General features: G+C 71.4%; 18 protein-coding genes and 1 pseudogene. 10 read left to right on the top strand and 9 right to left on the bottom strand.

All coding sequences use genetic code 11. The annotated features are described in order from the left end of the window. The first annotated feature begins 85 nt into the window (after nucleotides 1-85). The 4 genes from FYW99_RS04820 (at nucleotide 86) to FYW99_RS04805 (ending at nucleotide 4,591) form a co-directional block, all read left to right on the top strand. A complete protein-coding gene (locus tag FYW99_RS04820) occupies nucleotides 86-727 on the top strand; it encodes a TetR/AcrR family transcriptional regulator (protein WP_150250582.1) in 642 nt (213 codons plus the stop codon). A gap of 80 nt (nucleotides 728-807) precedes the next feature. Next, nucleotides 808-1,899 carry a Gfo/Idh/MocA family protein gene (locus tag FYW99_RS04815; protein WP_150250580.1) on the top strand — a complete coding sequence of 364 codons (1,092 nt, stop codon included), beginning with the start codon at nucleotides 808-810 and terminating at the stop codon, nucleotides 1,897-1,899. A gap of 182 nt (nucleotides 1,900-2,081) precedes the next feature. Next, on the top strand, nucleotides 2,082-3,449 hold the full coding sequence (locus FYW99_RS04810) for a four-carbon acid sugar kinase family protein (RefSeq protein WP_150250578.1): 1,368 nt from the start codon (nucleotides 2,082-2,084) through the stop codon (nucleotides 3,447-3,449). Nucleotides 3,450-3,865: 416 nt separating this feature from the next. Further along, the gene (locus FYW99_RS04805; RefSeq protein WP_150250576.1) at nucleotides 3,866-4,591 is read left to right on the top strand and encodes an Atu4866 domain-containing protein; all 726 of its coding nucleotides are present in this window, start codon (nucleotides 3,866-3,868) and stop codon (nucleotides 4,589-4,591) included. Between the two features lie 214 nt (nucleotides 4,592-4,805). Here the strand turns inward: FYW99_RS04805 and FYW99_RS04800 are convergent, their stop codons facing one another. Both FYW99_RS04800 and FYW99_RS04795 read right to left on the bottom strand, forming a co-directional pair. Continuing rightward, complete coding sequence (locus tag FYW99_RS04800; RefSeq protein ID WP_150250769.1) at nucleotides 4,806-6,035, bottom strand: serine hydrolase domain-containing protein; 1,230 nt, start codon at nucleotides 6,033-6,035, stop codon at nucleotides 4,806-4,808. 56 nt (nucleotides 6,036-6,091) lie between these two features. Continuing rightward, nucleotides 6,092-6,757 carry a DUF4097 family beta strand repeat-containing protein gene (locus tag FYW99_RS04795; protein WP_150250574.1) on the bottom strand — a complete coding sequence of 222 codons (666 nt, stop codon included), beginning with the start codon at nucleotides 6,755-6,757 and terminating at the stop codon, nucleotides 6,092-6,094. A 244-nt stretch (nucleotides 6,758-7,001) separates the two neighbouring features. Here FYW99_RS04795 and FYW99_RS04790 point away from each other — a divergent pair, with 244 nt between their 5' ends. Next, nucleotides 7,002-7,757 (top strand): GbsR/MarR family transcriptional regulator, encoded by a 756-nt coding sequence (locus FYW99_RS04790; RefSeq protein ID WP_150250572.1) that lies wholly within the window; start codon nucleotides 7,002-7,004, stop codon nucleotides 7,755-7,757. A 587-nt stretch (nucleotides 7,758-8,344) separates the two neighbouring features. Here FYW99_RS04790 and FYW99_RS04785 read toward each other — a convergent pair. From FYW99_RS04785 to FYW99_RS04760, 5 genes are all read right to left on the bottom strand, one after another. Then, entirely contained in the window at nucleotides 8,345-9,244 is a 900-nt protein-coding gene (locus FYW99_RS04785) for an alpha/beta fold hydrolase (protein ID WP_190394551.1), read from the bottom strand. A 93-nt stretch (nucleotides 9,245-9,337) separates the two neighbouring features. Continuing rightward, entirely contained in the window at nucleotides 9,338-9,652 is a 315-nt protein-coding gene (locus FYW99_RS04780; protein ID WP_223838724.1) for a DUF4873 domain-containing protein, read from the bottom strand. Between the two features lie 238 nt (nucleotides 9,653-9,890). Beyond that, the gene (locus FYW99_RS04770; RefSeq protein WP_190394550.1) at nucleotides 9,891-11,453 is read right to left on the bottom strand and encodes a flavin-containing monooxygenase; all 1,563 of its coding nucleotides are present in this window, start codon (nucleotides 11,451-11,453) and stop codon (nucleotides 9,891-9,893) included. 404 nt (nucleotides 11,454-11,857) lie between these two features. Continuing rightward, complete coding sequence (locus tag FYW99_RS04765; RefSeq protein WP_150250762.1) at nucleotides 11,858-12,769, bottom strand: AurF N-oxygenase family protein; 912 nt, start codon at nucleotides 12,767-12,769, stop codon at nucleotides 11,858-11,860. A gap of 77 nt (nucleotides 12,770-12,846) precedes the next feature. Next, nucleotides 12,847-13,701, bottom strand: coding sequence for an SDR family NAD(P)-dependent oxidoreductase (locus tag FYW99_RS04760; RefSeq protein ID WP_150250570.1), 855 nt, complete (start codon nucleotides 13,699-13,701; stop codon nucleotides 12,847-12,849). 116 nt (nucleotides 13,702-13,817) lie between these two features. Between FYW99_RS04760 and FYW99_RS04755 the strand changes: the two are divergent. Next, a pseudogene (locus tag FYW99_RS04755) lies at nucleotides 13,818-14,576 on the top strand (MerR family transcriptional regulator); the annotation flags it as partial. A gap of 752 nt (nucleotides 14,577-15,328) precedes the next feature. On the opposite strand, the gene FYW99_RS04750 reads toward FYW99_RS04755, so the two are convergent. Then, on the bottom strand, nucleotides 15,329-17,191 hold the full coding sequence (locus FYW99_RS04750) for a GMC oxidoreductase (protein ID WP_150250569.1): 1,863 nt from the start codon (nucleotides 17,189-17,191) through the stop codon (nucleotides 15,329-15,331). Between the two features lie 213 nt (nucleotides 17,192-17,404). Here FYW99_RS04750 and FYW99_RS04745 point away from each other — a divergent pair, with 213 nt between their 5' ends. Together FYW99_RS04745 and FYW99_RS04740 are read left to right on the top strand one after the other, a co-directional pair. Beyond that, nucleotides 17,405-18,052, top strand: a complete 648-nt coding sequence (locus tag FYW99_RS04745; RefSeq protein ID WP_150250567.1) for a DUF6230 family protein — start codon at nucleotides 17,405-17,407, stop codon at nucleotides 18,050-18,052. Between the two features lie 4 nt (nucleotides 18,053-18,056). Further along, nucleotides 18,057-19,403: a DUF6114 domain-containing protein gene (locus FYW99_RS04740; protein WP_150250565.1), complete on the top strand. Its 1,347-nt coding sequence runs from the start codon at nucleotides 18,057-18,059 to the stop codon at nucleotides 19,401-19,403. Nucleotides 19,404-19,463: 60 nt separating this feature from the next. On the opposite strand, the gene FYW99_RS04735 is transcribed toward FYW99_RS04740, so the two are convergent. After that, complete coding sequence (locus FYW99_RS04735) at nucleotides 19,464-21,275, bottom strand: UvrD-helicase domain-containing protein (protein WP_150250564.1); 1,812 nt, start codon at nucleotides 21,273-21,275, stop codon at nucleotides 19,464-19,466. Nucleotides 21,276-22,117: 842 nt separating this feature from the next. Here FYW99_RS04735 and FYW99_RS04730 point away from each other — a divergent pair. Then, entirely contained in the window at nucleotides 22,118-22,726 is a 609-nt protein-coding gene (locus FYW99_RS04730; RefSeq protein WP_190394549.1) for a DUF1707 SHOCT-like domain-containing protein, read from the top strand. A gap of 218 nt (nucleotides 22,727-22,944) precedes the next feature. Next, nucleotides 22,945-23,550 (top strand): SanA/YdcF family protein, encoded by a 606-nt coding sequence (locus FYW99_RS04725; RefSeq protein ID WP_150250560.1) that lies wholly within the window; start codon nucleotides 22,945-22,947, stop codon nucleotides 23,548-23,550. Nucleotides 23,551-23,556: the final 6 nt, after the last annotated feature.

The raw sequence follows: 23,556 nt of genomic DNA, 5'->3' as shown, positions 1-23,556 counted from the left end.
GTCAAGGGGCCAAAGCTCCCAAAGGGCTAAAGTAACTAAGGGGCTATGGGCGTCGAGTGGCGGTCTGCTTCGGTACACTGCGGCCATGGCCAGCACCCGTCCCCGCCCCGCCGCATCCGAGGAGTCCCTGCGCGAGCGCAAGAAGCGCCGCACCCGCCGGGCCCTGGTCGACACCGCGCTGGAGCGTTTCACTCTGGCGGGGTACGACCAGGTCACGCTGGACGAGGTCTGCGCGGCGGCGGAGGTCTCCAAGCGCACCTTCTTCCGCTACTTCGCGAGCAAGGAGGAGTTGGCCATGGCTCCGTTGCAGGACCTGTGGGAGGCGTTCCTCCGGGTGCTGGAGGAGAAGGGGTCCGACGGTCGGCCCCTGGTGGAGCTGGCACGCGACGCGATCCTCGAGGCCGCGGAACGCGTGGCCGACCGGGAGTGGACGCACGCCGCCAGGCTGAGCCTCAGGCTGGCCGGGGACACCCCGGCGATCAGCGCCCACAACCTCCAGTTCTGCGAGCGCACCACGGTCCGGGCCCTGACCGTGCTGGGGGTCGGTGACCACGGCGACCCGCGTTCGCGGCTCGCCCTGGACATGGTCGCCTCCGCGGCCCGGTACGCGCTGGACGGCTGGGCCGCCGCACCGGGGACCCCCACGGTCTCCGACCTGCTCGCGCGGTACCGCGGGGCCTTCGACGCCCTGCCCGGCGGCCTCACCGTGTCCGCACCCGCGCGCTGACGGAGCCCGGACGCCACGAGGGGGCGGGGCGTGCTGCCCGTCACCACCGGACCGTGGGCGGCACGCTCTAGATTGGTGGCATGGCTGACGCATCCGAGGCACAGAGCACACCCGAACACGACGGCCCCGAACTGCACGTCGCCCTCATCGGTTACGGCAAGGGCGGCGAGGTCTTCCACGCGCCGCTGATCGACGCGGTCCCGGGACTGCGCCTGTCCGCGGTGGTCACGGGCAACCCCGACCGCCGCCGGGCCGCCGAGGCGCGCTACCCCGGCGTCACCGTGTACCCGAACGTCGCCGAACTGTGGGCCGACGCCGAGCGTTACGAGATCGCGGTCGTCACCACGCCCAACGACACCCACGCCCCGCTCGCCCAGGCCGCCCTGGAGGCGGGCATGGCGGTGGTGGTGGACAAGCCCTTCGCGCTCACCGCCCTCCAGGCCCGGGAGCTCACCGACCTCGCGGACAAGCTGGGCCGGGTGCTCACCGTGTACCAGAACCGCCGCTGGGACGCCGACTTCCTCACCCTGTGGGACATCATCGAGGAGGGCACCCTGGGCCGCGTGCACCGGTTCGAGTCGCGGTTCGAGCGCTGGCGTCCCGAGTCCAAGGGCACCTGGCGCGAGAACAGCGGGGTCGAGGCCGGGGCCGGACTGCTCTACGACCTGGGGCCCCACCTGATCGACCAGGCGGTCAACCTGTTCGGCCCGGTCTCCTCCGTCTACGCCGAGATCGACGCCCGGCGCGAGGGAGTCAACGCCGACGACGACGTCTTCCTCGCCCTCGACCACGCCCGGGGCACCCGTTCCCACCTGTGGATGAGCGCGCTCACCGCCCAGGGCGGGCCGCGCTTCCGGGTGCTGGGGGACGAGGGGGCGTTCACCAGCCACGGCATGGACCGCCAGGAGGCCCGGCTGACGGCGGGGGAGCGGGCCGACGCCGCCGACTGGGGCGTGATCCCCGAGGCGGACTGGGGCGTGCTCGGGGTGGACGGCCGCACCCGGCCGGTGCCCAGCGCGCGCGGCGCCTACCCGGAGTTCTACGCCGGGGTGCGCGACGCGGTCGGCGAGGGCGAACCCCTGCCGGTGGACCCGCACGAGGTGATCCACGGGCTGGAGGTCATCGAGGCCGCCCGGCGCAGCGCCCGCACGCGGTCGGTGGTCGACGTCTGAGGTCCCGGCTCCCGGGGGAGGCCCGGGTGTCTTCGTGCTCGGGTCTCCCGGTCTCCTTCCTCCTGGCCTCCCGGCGTTCCGGGAGGCCCGGGCGCTCCCCGGACCGCCCGCATGGGCCTATGTTGGAAGGACTCACCCCAGCTCGCCCCGGGGTTTTCGCCGAACGCCGAAGGAGACGCGCCGTGGCCCAGGTCCTCGTGGTCGCCGACGAACTCACCGGTGCCAACGCCACCGGTGCCCGGTTCGCCCGTACTGGGATGCGCGTGGCCACGGTGACTCCTGAGCACGTGAGCCGGGTCGTCGGGGACTACGACGTGGTCGTGGCCAACCTGGACAGCCGCCATGTTCCCCCCGAGCACGCAGCCGACCTGGTCACGGACGTGGTCGAAGCCGTGTGGCCGGTGGGGCTGGTGGTCAAGCGGACCGACTCCACGCTGCGCGGCAACATCGGTGCCGAACTGGAGGCCACCTACGACGCCGTGCGCGAGCGCGTGCCCGCCGGAACGCGGGTGCGGGTGCTGTTCGTTCCGGCCTTCCCGAGTTCGGGGCGCATCACCGAGGACGGGTTGCAGCTGCTCAACGGGCTGCCGCTGGAGCGCACCGAGCTGGCCGAGGACCCGCTGTGCCCGATGACCACCAGTTCCGTCGCCGACATCCTCGCCGCCCAGACCGACCTTCCGGTGCGCCACGTGCCCGTGCGGCAGGTGACACAGACGATGCTCACCGCCGAGCTGCTCGCCGGTGACGAGCCCGTGGTCGTGTGCGACGCGAGTACCGAGCAGCACCTGAACGACATCGCCGAGGCCGCGGCCGCCGCGCACCACGACACGGGGATCGTGTGGCTTGTGGCCGACCCCGGGCCCACGGGGGCACTGCTGGCCTACGCGCTGCGGCTACGCGGTCAGGCGGGCTCGCGCGGGCCCCTGCTGGGGGTGGTGGGCAGTACCACCGAGCTGACCCGGCGGCAGTTGGCCACCGTCGCGCGCACGGGTGCGGTGCGGTTCGTGGACCTGGACGCGGTGGAGTTCAGCGTGGGGGAGCGCGCGGACGAGGCCGCCGAGCGGGCCGCGCGGGAGTTGTCCGAACAGCTGACCTCGTCGGGCTTTCCGGAACTGTGCGTGCTGCGGGTGGTGACGCCCTCCGACCGGGTGCGCGAGCTGCCCGCCCAGGTCCGCGCGGAGCTGCCCGGCCGGATCGCGCGGCTGGTGGCGGACGTGGTCAACGAGGTCGCCGACACCACGGGGGCGCAGGCGCTGCCCAGCGGGCTGTATCTGACCGGCGGGGACCTGGTGGCGAGCCTGTTGGACGAGCTGGACGTGCACGCGTTCGACGTGGGGGGCGAGATCGTTCCGCTGACGGTGCACGGGCACCTGAGCGGAGGGCCGCTGGACGGAACGCCGGTGGTGGCCAAGGGCGGCCTGGTCGGGGACGACATCACCCTGGTCGAGTGCCTGACGAAGCTCCGGCGGGCGGTGCAGACGCGGTTGCACCAGGTGCACTCGGAGGTGTCGGAGCACGTGGTACCGACGCTGCTGCGCGACACGGTCTGAGAGCCCGTGCCGGGGGCCGGAGCGGAGAGCTGGGCCTGGGGGCTTGGGCGGGCTCCACAGGTTCCGGCGTATCACCGATGATCTTGTACTTATAGCGCGTCTCGACGCTCCAACCTCGCTACAAGTACAAGATCACGCGGCTTCGGCGGACTTCTAGCGGCGGGTGGCCGAGAGGAAGGCGTCCCCCTCTGTGCTCCCCGCGCACGCGGGGATGGTCCCCCGTCGACGGTTCCGGCGATGATGGCCGCTTCGTGCTCCCCGCGCACGCGGGGATGGTCGCCGACGCCGTCCATGCAGACAGGCCGTGGCCAACCAGGGTGTGCCACACCCCGGTGGAGCGCGGCCTGGTCACCCGGCCTTCCAGCACCGAGGGTGGAGAGCGTTCCTGAAACGCACACACCCTTCGGAAGGCAACCATGAGCACCAGGATGTTCGACGAGGACCTGCTGACGACCATCGCCGCTGAGCCGCACCGCCCGCTGCTGTTCGTCAACGCCGCCGTGTACACGTTCGACCCGCTGATCGGCGACCTGACCGGCGCCGACCTTCTCCTGGACGGGAAGGAGATAGCCGGAGTCGGCACCGGCCTGCACACCGCGGCCGAGGACGACGGCGCGGTCGTGGTGGACTGCACGGGGCTGACCGTCGTCCCGGGCGTGGTCGAGAACGACACCGTCGCCGGACTGCGCAGACACCCCTCCGACAGGGTCGGCACACTGGCCCCCGGAAACCCGGCGACCTTCGTCGTGCTCTCCGGTCACCACCCCGAGGCCACCGCGCTGGAGCAGGTGATCTGGCGACCCGAGCGGGCCGCCGCGGTCGTCATCGACGGCGAGTTCGCCCTGTTCAACGGCCGACGCCTGACCGAACCCCGGACCGAGCGGTTCCCCGGACCGACGCGGACACCGGCGGACAGCCCGTACCTGGGCATGTGGATCGACGAGACGGGCTTCATCCACCAGGAGCTGACCGCCGACGGCCGCTACGACGAGACGCGTGGCGGACGCCCCCACGCCTACCAGGGATCGTTCTGGATCGAGGGTGACCGCATCGTCTACCGCGACGACCTGGGGTTCTGGGCCTACGGCCGCTTCGTCGACGGTGTGCTCCACCACGCGGGCTACGTCTTCCACCGCGGCTGAGCGCGCACCCGCCGGACACCGACCGCACCCGCCGGACGGCCACCGCAGCCCGCGGAACGGCGGGGAGAGGCCGCGCACCGCCCCACCGGCGGGGCCGTCGCCACGGACGGCCCCCGAGGCCCGACCCCCGTCCGGAGACGTCGGGGACTGGGCCGTCAGGGGCCGATGGGCCTTGTGGGACAGGGGCGGGCGTAGCGGAACCCGGGGCCCGGCCTCAGTCGTCGATCGCCTGGTAGAGCGTGGTCCAGAAGTCGTGGATGAGCCGCGCCGAGTCCGGGACGGACATCCCGACCTGGGTGAGCACGATTCCGGTGAGCTGGTTCTCCGGGTCGGCGTAGGTCGAGGTACCGGCTCCGCCGTCCCAGCCGAACTGGCCGACGGGCGCGTAGTCACCCCGGTAGGTGCGCACCGCCATCCCGAAGCCCCAGCCGCCGTGCTGCCCCTGGCCGAACGACACGTGGACGTTCTCGGTGGCCATGGTGTTCCGGGCGGCCTGCTGCTCGGGCGTGAGACGGTTGGTGGTCATCAGCTGGACCGCGGGCCGGGACAGGATCCGCTCGTCTCCGTGCATCCCCTGGTTCAGCAGCATCCGGAAGTAGGCGTGGTAGTCGTCGACGGTGGAGACCAGCCCACCGCCGCCGCCCTGGAACGCCGGAGGCTGGCTGTGCCGTCCCCCCTCGGCCGGGTCCCACACGTGGAACTCCCCGGTCTGCGCGTCGGGAGCGTACAGGGGCGGCAGTCGGTCCATCCTGTCGGCGGGCACGTGGAAACCGGTGTCCCTCATGCCCAGGGGCTCGAAGACGCGTTCGCGCAGGAACGCCTCGAACGACTGCCCCGTGACCCTGGAGACGAGCACGCCGAGCAGGTCGTTGCTGATGTGGTACTGCCACTGCTCTCCTGGCTGGTGCATCAGCGGAAGCGTGCCCAGGCGGCGCATCCACTCGTCCGGCTCGGGCATCGGCTCCGGTAGGTCGGGCGTGAGCCCCTGCTCGAAGACCGCGTTCATGATCGGAGTGCCCAGCGCACTCCGGTCGATGCCGAGCCCGAACGTGGAGGTCAGCACGTCCCGTACGGTGATCGGCCGCCGCGCCGGCACGGTGTCGTCCAGCGGGCCGTCGATCCGCCTCAGCACCTGCCGGTCGGCGAGTTCGGGCAGCCACTGCTCCACCAGGTCGTCCAGCCGCAGCCGGCACTCGTCGAGCAGGACCATCGCCGCCGCCGTCGAGACCGGCTTGGACGTCGAGGCCATCCGGAAGATCGTGTCCCGGCGCATCGGCGCGCCACCGTCGTGGCGCATCGTCCCGAGCGCTTCGACGTGCGTCTCACCGCCCCGGCTGACCAGGGCGACGAGCCCGGGAATCCTCCCGCTCTCCACATGACGTGTCAGCACGTCGCGCATTCGGTGCAGCCCCGCCTTGGAGAAGCGGCCGTTGTCGTTTTCCATCATGAATCTCCGTGAGTTGTCGAACCGGGTGGTGGGAGCCGTCGGGACGGTGCTGTTCAGAGGCTGCGGGCGGTGATGTCGCCGTGGGAGGTGGTGGCGTGGATGTCGAGGGCGGTGGCGCCGTCGTTCTTGAGGGCGTTGTGGACGCGGCCGTAGGGGGTGCCCGCGTTCAGGGCGGCGGAGGCGCCGGGGGCGGCGCTGATCGTGATGTCGCCGGACTCGGTGCGCAGTGCGACGGTGCCGTGGGTTGCCTGGGCGATGTCGATGTCGCCCTTCTGGACGCTGATCTGGGCGGGGCCGTTCAGGTGGCCGATGGAGATGTCGCCGTCCAGGAGGGTGAGGTGGGCGCTGGCGGTCTCGTCGAGCTTGACGGGGCCCTGGGCGGCTTCGAGGGTGACGTTTCCGAGGCGGCCGACGCCGCGCAGTTGGGCGCTGGCGGCCTTGGCCTGGAGGTGGGAGCCGGTGGGCAGTTGGATGGTGACCTCGATGGAGCCGGAGGGGCCGAAGGCCTGGTGCTTGGGGGTGGGGGTCTGGATGTGCAGGACGCCGTCGTCGTGGGTGACGGTGGTCTGTTCGGCGGCTTGGACGTCGCGGTTCTTGGAGGGGTTGGCGGGCTGGATCTGGACGGTGGTGTCGGTGCGGTCGGCGGCGATGATGTGGATGCGTGCGGCGGGGAGGTTCAGGACGGTGGTGATGGGGGCGGGGGTGGGGAGGGTGTGCATCGTGTTTCTCCTTCTTCTTCAGCGGCGCTGGTGCGGCCCGCTGTTTCTGATGTTGGAAAAGCTACGTTGCGTTCATGATTATGGCAACAGGGACTTTGCGTGAAAACCCTGTATTGGCAGGTAGTAGCGGGGAGATTGTTGCAATGGTTTTGGTTCTAATGCAACAAACTCCACCCCGGGCGTTGCAATGGGGAGAAAGTAAACGCTAGGGTGGGCGCACCCACGCACCCTGAAGGAGACCGCGATGCCCGGAGGCAGGCTCACCCAGTCCGAACGCCAACAGATCGAGCTGGGACTGGCCCAGGGACTGGCCTACGCGCGGATCGCCAAAGACCTGGACCGCCCCACCTCGACCATCACGCGCGAGGTGACGCGCAACGGCGGCCCCACCGGCTACCGCGCCGACCTGGCCCACCGCGCCACCCAGCACCGCACCCGCCGCCGCACCAAGACCGCGACCCGGACGGCACAGGCGCCCCCGCAGGCCTACGGACGCGACGCCGAGGCCGTGCGCGAGTACGAGGAGGCGTTCGCCGCCGTCTTCATGCAGTCGGGCCTGCCCAAGATGACGTCCCGGGTCCTGGTCTCCCTCTACACCACCGACACCGGCAGCCTCACCTCGGCCGAACTCGTCCAGCGCCTCCAGGTCAGCCCGGCCTCGGTCTCCAAGGCGATCACGTTCCTGGAGGGCCAGGGCCTGGTGCGCCGCGAACGCGACGAACGCCGCCGCGAGCGCTACGTCGTCGACGACGACGTCTGGTACCAGTCGATGCTGGCCAACGCCCAGGCCGAGGCCCACCTCGTCGAAGCCGCACGTCAGGGCGTCCAGGTTCTGGGGCCTGGGACCCCGGCCGCCGTGCGCCTGGAGAACATCGCCCGCTTCGTCGACTTCGTCCGCGAGAGCATCATCCGTGCCTCGGAGCAGGCCCGCGAGGTCCTGCACACCAAACCCGAAACCGTTCCGGACGACACCGACGAGCCAGCCCCGGAGCGCCGGTAGGCAGCCGCCTCGGCGGTCACGGCCACGGGCGAAGGCGGCTGCGGCCCTGGCCTTCTACGTCTCCGACCCCTCGCGCCCCGGCCCCTCGTACCCCCGGTCCCTCGCGCCCCGGCCCGCCGCCGGGGAACGTGCGGTGAGCCCCGTGCCCACGGGGACGGTTCCGCGATCCCTTGGAGGGACGGCTCCGCGATCCCTTGGCGGTGAGGGGCCGCTCGTCTACTGTGAAGCGCGGACGGAGGTTGCCGGTGGCCCGCTTGGACAAGGACGGCGTAACTGTGCTCGTGCCCTTCTCCGTCACACTGGAGGACGGCATCAGGTGTTGCGGTGCCCGGCGACTGCGTCCGGGAACGGAGGGTTATGAGCAGGCCCTCGCCCAGGCCCGGCTCAGGGAACGCCTACGATCCTCCTTCCCGTCGCAGCCGCCACCGCCACCGTCTGAGGAAGCCCTCGACGAGTTCATCGCGTCCCTGAAACGCGAACACGAGTAGCCACACGTTTCCTGGCGGCTGCGTTCGCGGACTCCGGGAACCGTCGCGCACACGGGTGCTCCCGGCCGGGGAGCCGGGAGCATCAGTACGGGGCCTGGGTCAGGCGGCCTGCGTCCGCGGCTCCAGGTGTTCGGCGGCGAGCTTGTCCACCATCTCGGCCAGGGCCCTCGGGTACTCCAGCGGTCCCATGTGACCGGCGCCGGGGATCTCCCGCACCTCCCGGCAGTCCTTCAGCAGCGACCCGATGTGGTGCGCGTGCCAGGGCGGGGTCAGCTTGTCGTCGGTTCCCACCATCACCACCGTGGGCACCGAGATCTGCCGGGCGGTCTCCTCCGCCTCCAGCGTGCAGATCACCCGCCCCCACGAGCCCCGGGACACACCGCCGCACGCGTGCACCATCCTCATGCACAGCCGCACCATGCGCGGATCGGCCTTCTTCCCCATCACCATGGACTTCAGCACCGCCGTGGTCAGTGCGTTGCGCGGACCCAGCGGTACCGGGGCCTTGAGGAAGACCTGCGCGCCCAGCGTGCCCAGGGGGCCGGGCAGCGGGATCGCGGTCGAGCGCAGCGGCAGTTCCTTGCAGCCGGTGTTGGTGAGCAGCACCGCGGCGGCCCTCTCCCGGAACACCGGGTGCGCACCGGCCGACATGATGGTCATCCCGCCCATGCTGTGCCCGGCCACCACGGCCTTCCCACCCTCGGGAACGGTCGCCTCCAGGACCGCGCACAGGTCCTCGGCCAGCTTCTGCGCGCCGTAGCCCGCCCTGGTCAGCGGCGCCTGGGTGCGGCCGTGACCGCGCTGGTCGTAGAGCACCACCCGCAGGGACGGGTCCAGTTCGCGCACCACCGGTCCCCACGAGGCCAGTGAGGTCGCCCAGCAGTGTGCGAGGACCACGGTCGGCCCGTCCTCCGGGCCGCGCACCTCGACGTGCAGCCGTGTGCCGTCGGCGGAGCGCACCTGGAGTTCTCGGACCTGACCCACGTGTCGGGTTGCCATCGGGGATACCTCTCACTTCGGGGGAAGGCTGCGCCGGGGGTCGCAAGGGAGGCGTCCCGGGTCGGCGCGGGCCCGGGGCGTGCGCGGACGCGTTCAGTCGTCGGGTTCGTCGATGTCCACGCGGGGCACGGCGAAGGGCGGGGAACCGGCTCCGTTGACCGGGTGGCCGCCCCACAGGTTGGGCTCGTCCAGGACCCCGGTGCCCTCGAACCCGTCGGGGGTGCGCACCACGACCGTACGCACACCGCCGCGGAAGGCCTCGGTCACCTCCGGGCTGGGGGACAGCCGCCCCCGCCAACGGTAGTCCCCGGTCAGGGGGGAGAAGTGGCCCGCCAGGTGGGCCTGGACCTGCACGGGGACGCCCTCGTCCGCCGCGCCCTCAGTACCTGCCGCGCCTCGTGTATCCACCGCGTTCTCGACACCCGGCGAACCCGACGTGTTCGGCGCACCTTCAGCACCCGGCGCACTCTCGGTACCTGCCGTCGCTTTGGTACCCGCCGTATCCGATGAACCCAGCGTGTCCGGTGCACCTTCAGCACCTGCCGCACTCCTCGTACCGGACGCCCGCTGCGCGCCACCGCCGTCGGCCGCGCCGCCGGTGCCGGGCAGCACGACCGTCACCGGGCCCCGGTACTCCTCCTCCTCGTCACCGAACCCGCTCATACCGCTTCCCTCCCGGGGCCTTTCCACCGCGGACCGCGGACCGCCGGGCGCCGCGGTCGCGGGAGCGGTCCACCCGCAGGTCGTAGTTGTGGGGGTCGAACCAGCGCGTGCGCAGCGCGAAGTTCCAGGTGAAGGTCGGCCACAGCGTGGTGTTGCGGCCCTGGTCGTTGAGGTACCAGCTGTCGCAGCCGCCGGTCACCCAGACCGTGCCCTCCATGGCTTTGGCGATCATCTCGTTGTAGTCGTGCTGGGCCTGCGGACGCACGTCCATGCGGTCCAGGCCGTTGCGGCACAGGTACTTCAGCGCCTGCATCGTGTACCGGATCTGGGCCTCGATCATGAACAGCTGCGAGGTGTGCCCCAGCCCGGTGTTCGGCCCCGCCAGTACGAAGGCGTTGGGGAACCCGGCCACGGTGGTGCCGCGGAAGGCCTGCACGTCCGTGCCCCAGTGGTCGGAGAGCGAGCGCCCCTCGGCGTTGAAGATCCGCTGTGCCACGGGCGGGTCGCTCACGTGGAACCCGGTGCCGAGGATGATCGTGTCGACCTCGTGTTCGGTCTCGCGGCCCGAGGCGTCGCGGGTGACCACGGCGTGGGGGCGCACCTCCACGATCCCGTCGGTGACCACGTCCACGTTGGGCCGGGCCAGCGCCGGATAGTAGTCGTTGGACATCAGGATGCGCTTGCATCCCGCCCGGAAGCTCGGCGTGAGCTTGGCCCGCAGCTCGGGGTCCTTCACGCTGCGGCGGATGTTGGCCCGGCCCAGCCTCTCCACGACCGAGAGCAGCCGGGGGTTCTTGGCGAAGCCGAGGATGTAGCTCTCCCGGCCCCAGTAGATGCTCTTGCGGGCGATCTGCTGGGTGAGCGGCACGTTGCGGTACAGCCAGCTCTCCAACCGGGTGATGTCGCGGTCGTGCCGGAACATCACCCACGGGGCCGTGCGCTGGAACAGCGTCAGCCTCCCGGCCTTGGGCTGGATCCTGGGCACGAACTGGATCGCGGACGCCCCGGTGCCGATCACCGCGATCCTGCGGCCGGTGAGGTCGTGGTCGTGGTCCCAGGTCGCCGAGTGGAACATCGTCCCCTCGAAGGCGTCCAGGCCCTTGATGTCGGGATAGGAGGGGTCCGCGAGCGGACCCGCCGCGCTGACGAGGAACTGGGCGGTGACGGTCCCCTGACTGGTCTCGATCCGCCACCGGTTGTCCCCGGGCTCCCAGTGCGCGGACCTCATGTCGTGGTCGGGGCGGACGTGCTCCTGCACCCCGTACTCCCCGGCGACCCGCTTCATGTAGTCGTAGATCTCGGGCTGGGGGGAGAAGCTGCGGCTCCAGTGCGGGTTGGGCGCGAAGGAGAACGAGTACAGGTGGGAGGGGACGTCGCAGGCGGCGCCCGGGTAGGAGTTGTCACGCCAGGTGCCGCCGACCCCGCCGGCGCGTTCCAGAACCACGAAGTCCTTCAGACCGGCCTGCTTGAGGCGGACGGCCATCCCGATCCCGGCGAAGCCGGAGCCGATGACGGCCACCCGGAAGTGGGGTGGTGTTTCGGTCACGTCTTGGTCCCTTCGTGCGGACCGGCCCGGACGTGTCGCCGTCCGGATCGGCGGGTGTGCCCCCCGGGAGCGCGGCGCGTTTCGCCCCCGGGGGGAGTTGCCACCCCGGGAGGCGCGGCGCGTACGCCTCCCGGGAGTTGTCGCCCCGGCAAGCGCGGCGTGTTTCGCCTCCGGGGGGAGGGCTCCCGAGGACGTGGCGCGTTACGCCCCCGGGAGGTGGGGCCACCGCCGGAGGACGTGGCGCGTTTCGTCCTCCGGCGATGGGGTCTGGGGCCCGCAGGCCGCGGTGTCCGGACCGGAATCCGCGGCCTGCGGGTTCGGGGGTTGACGGGGAGCAGCCCGGTCCCCCGAGGGGACCCGGTTCCGAGGCGTCGACAGGAGAGACGTCCGGAGCCGGGGAGGGGTCAGCCGAGCAGTCCGGCCTTCTTCCAGAAGTAGCGGCCCAGGCCGGTGATGGCACCGGCTGTGTCCAGGGTGCTCACCACCTTGCGGGCGGCCCAGGTCTTGGTGCCGGTCCAGTGGGGGTTGTTCCGGGCGACCCGGGAGGCCTCACGGGGATCGAGTCCGACCTGCGCGTACACCTTGGGGTTGATCAGCCGGGTGGCCGAGTAGTAGGTGACCAGGCCGAGGATGATCCGGCTGTAGGCCCGGTTGAGCGGGCCGCGCGTGGCCCAGTCGCGCTGGAACTCCTCGCGGGCGTAGCGCATGTGCCGCGCCTCCTCCACCACGTGGATGCGCGAGACCGAGCGCACCAACGGCAGGATCTGCTCGTCGGGCACCGCCTCGCGCTGGAGCTGGTCGAGGACCTCCTCGACGAACAGCGCCCCGGCGAAGATCAGCGGGCCGTGCGCGATGGTCTTGAAGAGGTTGCCGAGGTGGAAGGCGACGGGGTCGAGCTTGTGCGTCTGCCAGCCGAGCTTGCCCACCATCTTCGCGAACATCACCGTGTGGCGGCACTCGTCGGCGATCTCGGTGTAGGCGTACTGGACGTGGTTGGTGCTGGGGTCGTGGTGGTAGGCGTGGCGGACCAGCATCTGCATGAGGATGGTCTCGAACCAGATGCCGATGGTGGCGATGCTGGCGATCTCCAGCCGGGAGAGCTCCTTGCGCTGCTCCTCGGTGAGCCGGTCCCACAGGTAGGTGCCGTACAGCGAGAGGCGCTCGGGGCGGATCGCCCACATGTCCTTGTCCACGGGGGCGTCCCAGTCGATCTCGACGAGCGGGTCGAAGGAGGCCTTGGCCGAGCCGCGCAGCAGACGCTTGGCGATGTCCTCGCGGTCGGTGATCTTGGGCTTGGCGGTGATCTCTGCGGTGATCTCTGTGGTCATCTGTGTGTTCCTCCTCAGGACGCGTCTGACCGGGCCAGGGGGTCGGCGTGCCGCGATGTTCCTCCTCAGGACGCGTCTGACCGGGCCAGGGGGTCGGCGTGCCGTGAGTGGAGCCCCCGGGCGATCTCCGCGTCGCCGAAGGCGCCGTCCGACAGGAGCAGGCCCACCTGGAGCGACACGATCTGTTCGGTGGTGCCGGGGAAGTGCCGGAACAGGTGGAGTCCGGCGGTGCCGAGCGCGGTGGAGGCCGTGTCGCGTCGGGCGTACCTGGCCCCGGCCGCGCGGACCACCGCCATGACGGTGTCGCGCTCGCTCTCAGCGGGGACGAGGCCGTCGAGCGCGACCCCGGTGGCCCGGGAGCTGTTGTGGATCGGGGTGTCGACGTAGCCGGGGTGGACGGTGGTGACGCCGATGTGCGAGCCGTACTCGGCGCGCAGGCAGTCGGCGTAGGCGGTCAGCGCCCTCTTGGACACCGTGTAGGCCCCGGCGAAGGGCAGGGACAGGTTCGCCAGGAGCGAGGCGGTGACGACGACGCGGCCCCTGCTGCGCAGCAGCGCGGGCATCGCGGCGGCGGTGACCCGCCAGGTGCCCAGCAGGTTGACCTCCAGCGCCTGGTGTACGTGGACGTCCGGGGCCTGGCCGATGTCCACGGCCGGTCCGACGCCCGCGTAGTGGATCAGCAGGTCCAGACGTCCGTCGAGCCGGTCCAGGGCCTCGGCGACGCCCTCGCGCACCTGGTCGTCGTCGGTGATGTCGCAGCCGACGACTCCGGGAGCGGGCTTGCGGTCGATGCCGACCACGTTCACGCCGAGGTGGCGGAGGACGGCCACCGTGGCGCTGCCGAACGCGCCGGAGGCTCCGGTGACGAGGGCGTTCTGGCCGGGCAGTCGTCGCAGGTGACGGGGCGGGGGGGTCGTCATGTGATCTCCTCCACAGTTCCTGCCGGAACGTTACAACGGGCATTGTCACAATGCAATGGGGTGGAGGCGGAAATTTACTGACGAGTAGGGTTCGCGGTTGTCTCTAGGCTGGACCCATGGCCGAATACCGCATTGACGAACTCGCCCGGCTCGCCGACACGACGGTGCGCAACGTCCGGGTGTACCAGGACCGTGGCCTGCTCGCCCCTCCCCGCAGGGAGGGTCGTGTGGGCATCTACTCCGAGGCGCACCTGGCGCGTCTGCGGCTGATCGGCCAACTGCTCCGGCGCGGCTACACCTTCGCCAACATCGGCGAGATGTTCCGGGTCTGGGAGCGCGGAGGCGACCTCTCCGACATCCTGGGCTTCGAGTCGGCGATAGGGGACGCCTGGAGCGACGAGATCGCCGGTTACCTGACCATGGGCGACCTGCGCACACTCTTCGGACACGGCGTCACGCCCCGCACGGTGAAGCGCTCCCTGGACCTGGGCGTGCTCGAACGCGACGGACTGCGCTTCCGGGTGCCCAGCCCGCGGCTGCTGCACGCCGGGGTGGAGTTGGTGAAGCTGGGCATGACCGTGGACTCGGTGCTCGACATAGCCGAGAACCTGCGCGACAAGGTCGGCCACGTCGCCGAACACATGGTCCGTCTGGTCGCCGACCACATCATCGCCGAGTACGCGCCCGGCACGGTGGTGCAGAGCGAGGAGACCGCCGAGATGGCCGAGTTGATCCGCCGGGTGCGCCCGCTCGCGCAGCAGGCCGTGGACGCGGTGCTGGCGCAGGCGATGGCGGAGAACCTCACCAACGTCATGGGGGAGCACTTCGCCCTGGCGATGGAGTACCTGGAGAAGGAGGGCGCAGGCAAGGAGGGCGTGGGTCGGGAAGGTGCGGGCGGGGAAGGTGCGGGCGGGGAAGGTGTGTATGGGAGGGGTGTGGGCAGGGAGGGCGTGGGTGGAAGGGTTGGCGCGGTGAGGAACGGTTCGGGCGGGGAGGATGGCGGCGGGGAGCGCGGCGGTGCGGCCGGGGGGCTGGCGGGCTCCGTCTGAGGAGGTCCGCCAGCGCCACCCCGGGTTCTGCGGGTGTGTGGTCGGGGTGTGCTGACCGTTCTACGCCGACCCCGCTGTCTCCAGCGTCTGCCCGGGCCCTACGGGTGCGTGGTTGCTGGGCCCGGTCCGCTCTACGCCGACCCCGCTGTCTCCAGCGTCAGCCCGGGCCCTACGGGTGCCTGGTTGCTGACGCAAGGATCCTCTACAACGTGCGGGTCCCCTACGACGCGCGGTCACGTGCGGGGCTTGGTGGCTGATGTTGGTCTGAACCGTGTACCTCCGCCCCTGGATGGCTGAGGGGTCACTCCCGGTGGGCGTTCCTCCTGGTGTTCTTCCGAACGCCTTCGTGACGCCCACCAGACCCCTGGAGTGACCGGAGTCAAGGGATCTCCTTCGCCAAGTTCGCTAGGCGAACTTGCCCTCAGTCGGTCCCCGCCCCCAGCACTGAACCTTGGAGCCAGTGCCCACCACGACCGCCCACCCCCCAGGGGCGGGCGGGGAACCCGCACGCTCTACGGGTGCCCGGCTGAGGTCGCCTGGAAAGGGACACCCCCTGCGGCGGGCCATCGCTGTCAGCTCTACGGGCGGGCTTCTCGCGCTGGGGCGGCGTCCCCCCTGGGCGCCTCGGAGTCCACCACCGACAGCGGGAGCGAGACGGTGAACCGCAGTTCGGCGAAGGCACCGGCCGGGACCGCCGGGGACGCCGGGAACACCGGCCTGATCCGCCGGTACTCCGTGCCCTGCTCCGGCCGGGTATCCTCCTCGCCCCTGTTCGGCCACATCGACATGGCGCGCTCGGCCTGCGCGGTGATGGTCAGCGACGGGTTCACCCCCAGGTTCGCGGTGACCGCCGAGCCGTCCACCACGTGGACGCCCGGGTGGCCGTACAACCGGTGGTACGGGTCGATGACCCCGGTCTCCGCGCTGTCGCCGATCGGGCAGCCGCCCAGGAAGTGCGCGGTCATCGGGACGTTGAACACGTCGCCCCAGGTGCCTCCCGGAAATCCGTCGATGCGCTCGGCCAGCCGGGTGGCCGTCTCCTGCCCCGCCGGGATCCACGTCGGGTTCGGCTCGCCGTGGCCCTGCCGGGAGGTCAGCTTCTTCCTCCCGCCCAGCAGCCCCCGCCGGACCGACGTCGTCAGCGAGTTGTCCAGCGACTGCATCACCAGGCCGATGATGGTCCGCTCCGACCAGCGGCGGTTGGAGAAGCTGCGGGCGAACACCGTCGGGTGACGCGCCGCCAGCCCCAGGAACCGCAGCCAGCGCGGGATCCGCCCGCCGCCGGGCACCTGTATCGCGGTGAGCAGCCCCATCGCGTTGGAGCCCTTGCCGTAGCGGACCGGTTCGACGTGTGTGTTCTCGTCCGGGTGGATCGAGGACGTGATGGCCACGCCCCGGGTCAGGTCCTCCGGCGGCGGCACCTGGCGGCTCATCGCGCCGACGAGCGCCTCGGAGTTGGTGCGGGTGAGTGTGCCCAGCTTCGCCGACAGGCGGGGCAGCGCGCCCGAGTCGCGCATGCGGTGCAGCAGTGTCTGGGTGTTGTAGGTCCCGGCGGCCACGACGACCTGGCGTGCGGTGAACGTGCGGGCGTTCGACCGCCGCCGGGGCGCGTCGGTCCTGAGGGTGTCGGCGGCGAAGCCCCCGTCCGGCAGCTCGCGCAGGCGCTCGACGGTGGTCAGCGGGTGCACCTCGGCGCCGTCGCGCTCGGCGAAGTACAGGTAGTTCTCGGTCAGGGCGTTCTTGGCGCCGTGGCGGCAACCGGTCATGCACTCCCCGCACTCCGTGCAGGCCCGACGGTCGGGGCCCGCGCCGCCGAAGTAGGGGTCTCCCACGGACGCGCCGGGCTCGGCCCGGCTGCCGTCGCCGTCCTGACCGTCGCCGAAGCACACGCCCACCGGGGTGAGACGGAAGGTGTGCCCCACGCCCATGTCCTCGGCGACCGCCTTCAGGTGCACGTCGGAGGGGGTGACGGTGGGGTTGGTGCGCACGCCGAGCATGCGGCGGGCCTGGTCGTAGAACGGCGCCAGCTCCGACTTCCAGTCGGTGATGTGCCGCCACTGCGGGTCCTCGAAGAACGGGTCCAGCGGGTGGTAGAGCGTGTTGGCGTAGTTGAGGGAACCGCCGCCGACGCCGGCGCCCGCCAGGATCATCACGTCGCGCAGCAGGTGGATGCGCTGGATGCCGTACATGCCGAGCTGAGGCGCCCACAGGAAGTTGCGGACATCCCACGACGAGGAGGGCAGCGTCTGGGGCGTGAAGCGGCGCCCCGCCTCCAGGACGCCGACGCGGTAGCCCTTCTCGGTGAGGCGCAGGGCGCTCACCGAACCGCCGAACCCCGAGCCCACGACGAGGACGTCGTAGTCGAAGCGGTCAGCGGACGCGGTTTCGGCCGGGGAGGCGGTGGTGGTGACGGCGGGGTCTGTTCTGCGCTCTGAGGGCACGGCTGGTCTCTCTCCAGGTCATTTGCGGTTGCCCGTAGTGCGCCGGATACGAGTCCGCAATATTGAATGCGCCATCTAGAAATGTGACAACAACTATTGTAATGTTCGTCACTACCGCCGAGTAGGGTGTGTGCCATGTAACACGCGTGGCGTGCCTCGGCGCAAGTTCGTCCCCCCTCGCCGCCCACGGGCGGCGGAACACTGGAGGTACTCATGCCCACGGCTTCCGGCGAGGCGTCCGAGGCGCCTCAGGACGCGCCTGAGCAGCACGAAGCCAGCGGCGGAACGCGCTGGCGCAGGTTCGCCCTCGTGGCCGTCCCCGGGCTCGCGGCCGCCGCGGTCCTCGGGGGCATGACCACCCAGGGCCTGCTCGCCGCCTCCTTCGCGGTGTCCGGGGACAGTTTCAAGATGTCCGCCGACCAGCTCGTCGGCACCGGCTTCACCCAGTACGGCGACGCCGCCACCTCCGTCGACGGCTCCTCCCGCCCGGTCGGCCTGTCCTCGGTCGGCTCCGCCGAGCTGACCAACCTGTGCATGTCCTCCCTGTGGGACCTGCCCATCGGCCAGGCCACCCTCGTCATCACCGCGGGCGAGTCCACCCCCGTCGAGGGCACCAACCTCGTTCTCGACATCGAGCAGCTCCGGGGCGACGCCGAGTTCGGCTCCATCGAGATCGGCCGGGACGCCAGCACGCTGGACAGGGCCGAGGGCGGCCAGGGGCCGGCGGGCGGCTTCGGCCTCCAGTCCGAGAACATCACTGTCTCCGACATGGAGCTGACCACCTGGGCGGTCACCTCCGGATCCCTGAAGCTGTCCGGTCTGAGCCTGGCCGTCAGGCCCGGCGAGCACGAGTGCTTCTGATCCCATGGCCCACGCACTGACCCTGCTCCGCGGGGGCCGGGAGCGCTTCCGGAACTGGCGGCGCGGCCGCCCGTTCTGGGGCGGACTCCTCCTCGTCATCGCCGGAGTCGAGCTGCTGGTCGCGCCGGCCGCGCAGAGCCTGATCCTGCCCATCAACCTGATCGCCTACACCGGCATCGCCGGTGTGTCGGGCCCGCTCATCGCGGTTCTGCTGATCACCCTGGGGGTGCTGAGCTGGTTCCAGACCGCGCAGCACCTCTTCTTCGGGGTGGTCGGGCTCATGCTCGCCCTGGTGTCCTTCGTGACCTCCAACTTCGGCGGTTTCGTCATCGGAATGCTGCTCGGCATCGTCGGCGGCTCCCTCGTCTTCGCGTGGGCGCCCCGCGTGAACCGTCGCCCGAGGCGCGGACGGGGACGCCGCCAGGTTGCGGATGCCGACGCGGCGGACTCCCGGGGCGCCGGAACGCCCGACGAGGCCGTCCGCGACCCCCGGCCGGGAACCCGGCCGCTGGCCGCACTCGCCCTGCCCCTGGCGCTGGCCGTGACCCTGGTCAGTGCCGCCGCGCCCGCCGACTGGCCCTGGGACTGGTTCCTGCCCCCGGGCGACGAGGAGGAACAGTCCGTCGACGAGCCCTCGCCCTCGCCCTCGCCCTCGCCCTCCGGTGAACCCTCGGCGAGTCCCACCGACCGGCCCACCCCACCGGGGACCGAACCCGGTGCGGACGAGGGGGACGGTGAGGACGAGCAGTCGGAGGACGAGGAGACCGGGGAGGAACCGGAGGAGAGCGGGGAGGGCCAGGCGGACCCGGACGAGTGCCGGATGAGCACCGGTGAGTCCGCCCTGGCAGGGTCCGAGGAGGAGTTCCTGGACGCCGTCCGCGCCTGCCAGGCCGCCCAGGAGGAGGGGGAGCTCCCCGAGGTTCCGGTGGAGGAGGCCCACGACTGCTCCAGCGGCTCGGTTCGCACCTCCGGCCTGACCGCCGACCGGCTGACGATGAGCGGCGCACGCTACGACGGCGTGGTGGAGTGCCCCACCCTCGACGGCCCCCGGAGGTACATCCGGCTGACCATGAGCCGGGCCGACTTCGTCGACGCCGAACTGTGGTTCGAGGACGCCGGGACCCGGATGAGCCTGGGCCTGCCCACCATGACCATGGACGGGTCCGTCCAGATGCACATCACCCGTATGCACGTGCGCATCCTCGGGATCCCGCTCACCTTCACACCGGACTTCCCGCCCCCGCTGCTGCTGCCGTACATGATCGTCACCGACGTGGACGTGGACAACCCGCTGGCCAGCACCGACGTCATGAACATCCCGAACCTCAACGGCCGCTACGGCGGTGCCTGACCCCACCGCCGCATGCGGGGGCGGGGGCGCCGCCACCGCGACGCCCCCGCCCTCCCGCCGTCACAGACCGGAGTCGATCAGACGGCTGGCCCGGCCCACGTGCGACACGTACAGCGCGTCACGGGCCCGGGTGCAGGCCACGAACAGCAGCGTCCGTTCCTGCTGGAAGGCGTGTTCCAGCGCCACCTGGTCGCCGTCGGCGGCCTCGATCGCGGCCTTGGGCGGCAGCAGGTGGTCACTGACGCCGATCAGCGCCACGCAGCGGAACTCCTGGCCCTTGAGCCGGTGCATCGTTCCCACGCGCACCGCCTCGGCGGAGCCGCTGTCCTCCAGTTGGGCGGTGGGGACGCCCCTGGCCTCCAGCTCCTTGGCGATGCCGCGCACGATCCACTGGTTGCGCCCGGCCACCGCGATCTCCGCCGGGTTGACCCCGGCCTCCAGCCACACCCGCACCCAGTCGCCCAACGCGGTGAGCTCCTCCGCGCGGTCCTCGCAACCGCGCACCACCGGCGCGGGACCGCGCAGCAGCGAGCGGTATCCGGCCAGGGTGTCGGCGTTGTCGTCCATGCCCAGGGCCGAACGGCGGTCCAGGATCGGCATGCTCCAGTCCAGGATCTCCTGGGTCACCCGGTAGCTCACCCGCAGCCGCTGGCCGCGCCCGCGCACGTTGATGCCGAGCGAGGCCAGGGACACCCGGTTGTCGGACACCCGCTGGTGCGGGTCGCCGACGATGAACAGGTCGTCCGGTCCCTCCGGCACGGCGGCGCGCAGCATCCGCCACTGCGTCGGGTGCAGGTCCTGGGCCTCGTCGACCACGGCGTGCCGGAACAGCGGCTCACCGCGGTCCAGGATCCGCGCGGCCTCGGCGGCCAGCTGGGGGTAGGACCACATCCCCTCCACCCGCATGGCGCCGACGTAGCGCCGCACGGTCTCCCACACCTGGCGGCGGTGCTCGGGGGCCAGGTGCTGCACCCGCCCGCTGCGCTCGCAGCGGATGTAGTCGGGCAGCAGCTCCAGGCCCTTGGCGAGGATGACCTGCTCCCACTCGTCCACCAGGAAGCGGCCGGAGAAGGGCAGGCCGTCGGCCACCGCCACCGCGCGCCAGCGCCGGGCCAGTTCGTCCTTGCCCATCAGGCGGGGCGCCACGCTGGTGTGGGCCTGCACGACCGAGCGGGCGAGGCTGTCGATGGTGGCCACGCGCACCCGGGCGCGCACGCCGGGGTCGGGCAGGAGCTGGTCCAGCCGCTCGGCCAGGGACTGCGCCAGCGCCCGGTTGTAGGTGGTCAGGAGCACCGACTCGCGGGTGTCCTCGGGCCGGGCGGCGGCGTCGCGCTCGGCCAGGTAGGCGGCGCGGTGCAGCGCGATCACGGTCTTGCCGGTCCCCGGGCCGCCGGTGACCTGCGTGGACCCGTTGTAGTGTGCCTCGGTGATCCGGTGCTGGTCGGGGTGCAGGGTCAGCTGCCACTGGTCGAAGGGAGCCCTCAGGGCTCCGGCGAGCTCGGGCGGACCGCTGGGCGTGGGGTCGGCCTCGGCGGGATCGATCCCGGCCGGCGCCTCGGGGCGCAGGTCGCGCGCGAAGCGCAGGGCCTCGTCGCGCGGGCGCACGGTGACCAGGCGGTAGTGCGTGCCGTCGGCGAGGCGGCCGTCACCGGTCCGGCCGTGACCCGCGCCGTCGGGGACGACGACGCCGGACCAGTCGGGGGCGATGCTGACGACCCGGACACCCGGGTCGGCGGCGCCCGCGACCGACTCCAGGTCGGGCTCGTCGCCGACCTGGCAGGCGCGCATCACGGCCAGGGTGTTGAGCTGGACGTCGGGCGTGAGGCGGGTGAAGTCGCTGAGAAACGTCGGGGCGATCGCGAGGGCGGACACGTCGTGGTTTCCTCCGGTCTTCGACCAAGGCGGTGTCTGTGGTGCTCGGGGAGGTCGGAGCGGATGGTCTGGCCTGGGAGAACGGCCTGTGCGGCCGCGGCTCCCAAAGGAATGATGCTCGCCGCGGAATTCCGGCAAACGCCGCTCCCGGTGCGTTTCCCGCCAGGTTCCGGAGTAGTCGGGCGCCTCGTGTTTCTCCAGTTCAGGGGGGTGTTTGCGGATCTGTGTTCGAGGGGCGCGCGAAGGTTTTCCGGAGCGATCGGGAAGGCTCCCCGTGACCTGCGGTTCTCCGGCCGAACTCTGTGTCCGAAACGGGGGTTATGTAGCTGACCGAAATACGGTGAATGACGCGGGGGGACATCGGCAGAGTGCCTGTTCCGAGTGGGGTTGGCGGGGAGGATGAGAGTGCCCCGAACGCACGGAGGGGGAAGGACCGAAAACCGGAAGGGTGGAGGAGGCGCGCTGAGCCCGTACGGCGGGCCGGGCGGCGGGGAGCGGTTCACGGTGTGGCCGGTTGCGGACACGCGCTGTGCATACGCGCGCCGACGCGAGATCGTGTACCGGGGAGAGATTCAGGAACCACATGTGGTTCAGGACTCTGCCGGGGTCCGTCCTACCCCGGCAGAGTCCTCAACCACCCTAGAGAAGCGGTACCCAGTCCCCGACCTCCCCAAAGCGCGCGGGGCCGCGAACCTGGAGCGGACGGGGAGCGTGCGCCGGACACGGCCCCGCGGCCGTTTCCGCCCAGGGGGAGGACCGTCACCCATGCTCTACCGTGGTGGTGACAAAAAGAGCGGGAAAGGACCGGGCGAGCGACAGTGGCCTCCAATGACATGAGCCGGATGCGGATCTCTGACGCTGAGAGGGACCAGGTGATGGAGGTCCTGCGGGAGGCGGCGGCGCAGGGGCGCATCACCCTCGACGAACTCGACGAACGGCTCAACGCCGTCTACGCGGCCAAGACCTACGCCGACCTCGAACCGGTCACCGACGACCTGCCGACGGGCGCCGAGGCGCTGCCGGTCCCCCTTCCGGTGCCGGTGGAGGGCGCTCTCCCGGAGCGCCGCGACAGCGGCGACACCCTCGTCATCCGCTCCCAGAGCAGCACCGTCATCCGCAAGGGCGCGTGGCAGGTGCCGCGTCGCGTCGAGGTGTACAACAAGTACGGCTCCACCCGGCTCGACTTCCGTGAGGCCTCCCTGACCAGTGCCGTCGTCGAGGTCCACATCGACGCCTCCTGGGGCGCGTGCGACGTGATCCTGCCCGAGGGCGCCACCGCCGATGTGGAGGCGGACTCCTCCTGGCTCGGCATGCTGCGCAACAGCGTCGACTCCCTCCGCCGGGCGTCCGCCCCGCACTTCGTCGTCACCGGCTCCTGCCAGGGCGGCTCCCTGACGGTCCGGTACAAGCGGCCCTTCTCCTGGGGTGGCCGGGCGGGTCACGGGAGCTGATCCCGGAGCCCCGCGGGGCCGTGGTACGGCTCCGCGAGCCGGTTACCGGTTTCGGCCGGGGACCGGTTCCGGCTCCGGGCGCCCCGGGAAGGCAGACCGGACACGAGAGTTCCGACGCGTCCTCGTTTCTTGTTCCTCGCGCGGGTTCGTGGGCTTTCGTCCGGATACCCGCGCTCCGCCGGTGCGCCATGATGGGTGATGACGGAAGGGGCGGCAGGATGGGCTTGTGGATCGCGGTAGTCGGAGTGGGCGCGTGCGCCCTGGCACTGGCCCCCTACGCCTGGACCTTCCTGGGCAGCGCCGGGCGCCGTGGTGAGGTCGACACCGTCCCGCACCGGCCCGTGGCCGTGGTCCTGGGGGCCGCCGCCTGGGACGACGGCCCCTCGCCGCTGCTGGCCCGCCGCCTGGACCTGGCCGTGCGCCTGTACGAGAACGGCCGGGTCGAGCGGATCATCGTCTCCGGCGACAACCGCGAGGTGTCCCGCCGCGAGACCGACACCATGACCGCGTACCTGGTCGGACAGGGCGTGCCCGCCGACCGGATCGACGCCGACCGCCACGGCTACCGCACCTGGGACACCTGCGTGCGGGTGCGCGACCTGTTCGGCGTGCGCGAGGCCACCATGGTCACCCAGTCCTTCCACCTGCCCCGTACGGTCGCCCTCGCCCGCGCCGCGGGGATCGACGCCGTCGGGGTGGGCGACTCCAGCATGGGAGCCCGCCGCCGCTCCACCGTGATCGGCTACGCCCGCGAGGTCGCCGCCGCGGTGAAGGCCCTGCGCGACGCCGTGCTGCGCCCGGCCCCCGCCCGGGCCGGGCTCTAGCGGGTC

The sequence above is a fragment of the Nocardiopsis deserti genome (genome assembly GCF_008638355.1).
Lineage (GTDB): Bacteria > Actinomycetota > Actinomycetes > Streptosporangiales > Streptosporangiaceae > Nocardiopsis > Nocardiopsis alborubida.
The sequence above is the reverse complement of the archived record's forward strand: the minus strand, read 5'-3'. Positions and strand labels throughout refer to the sequence as shown.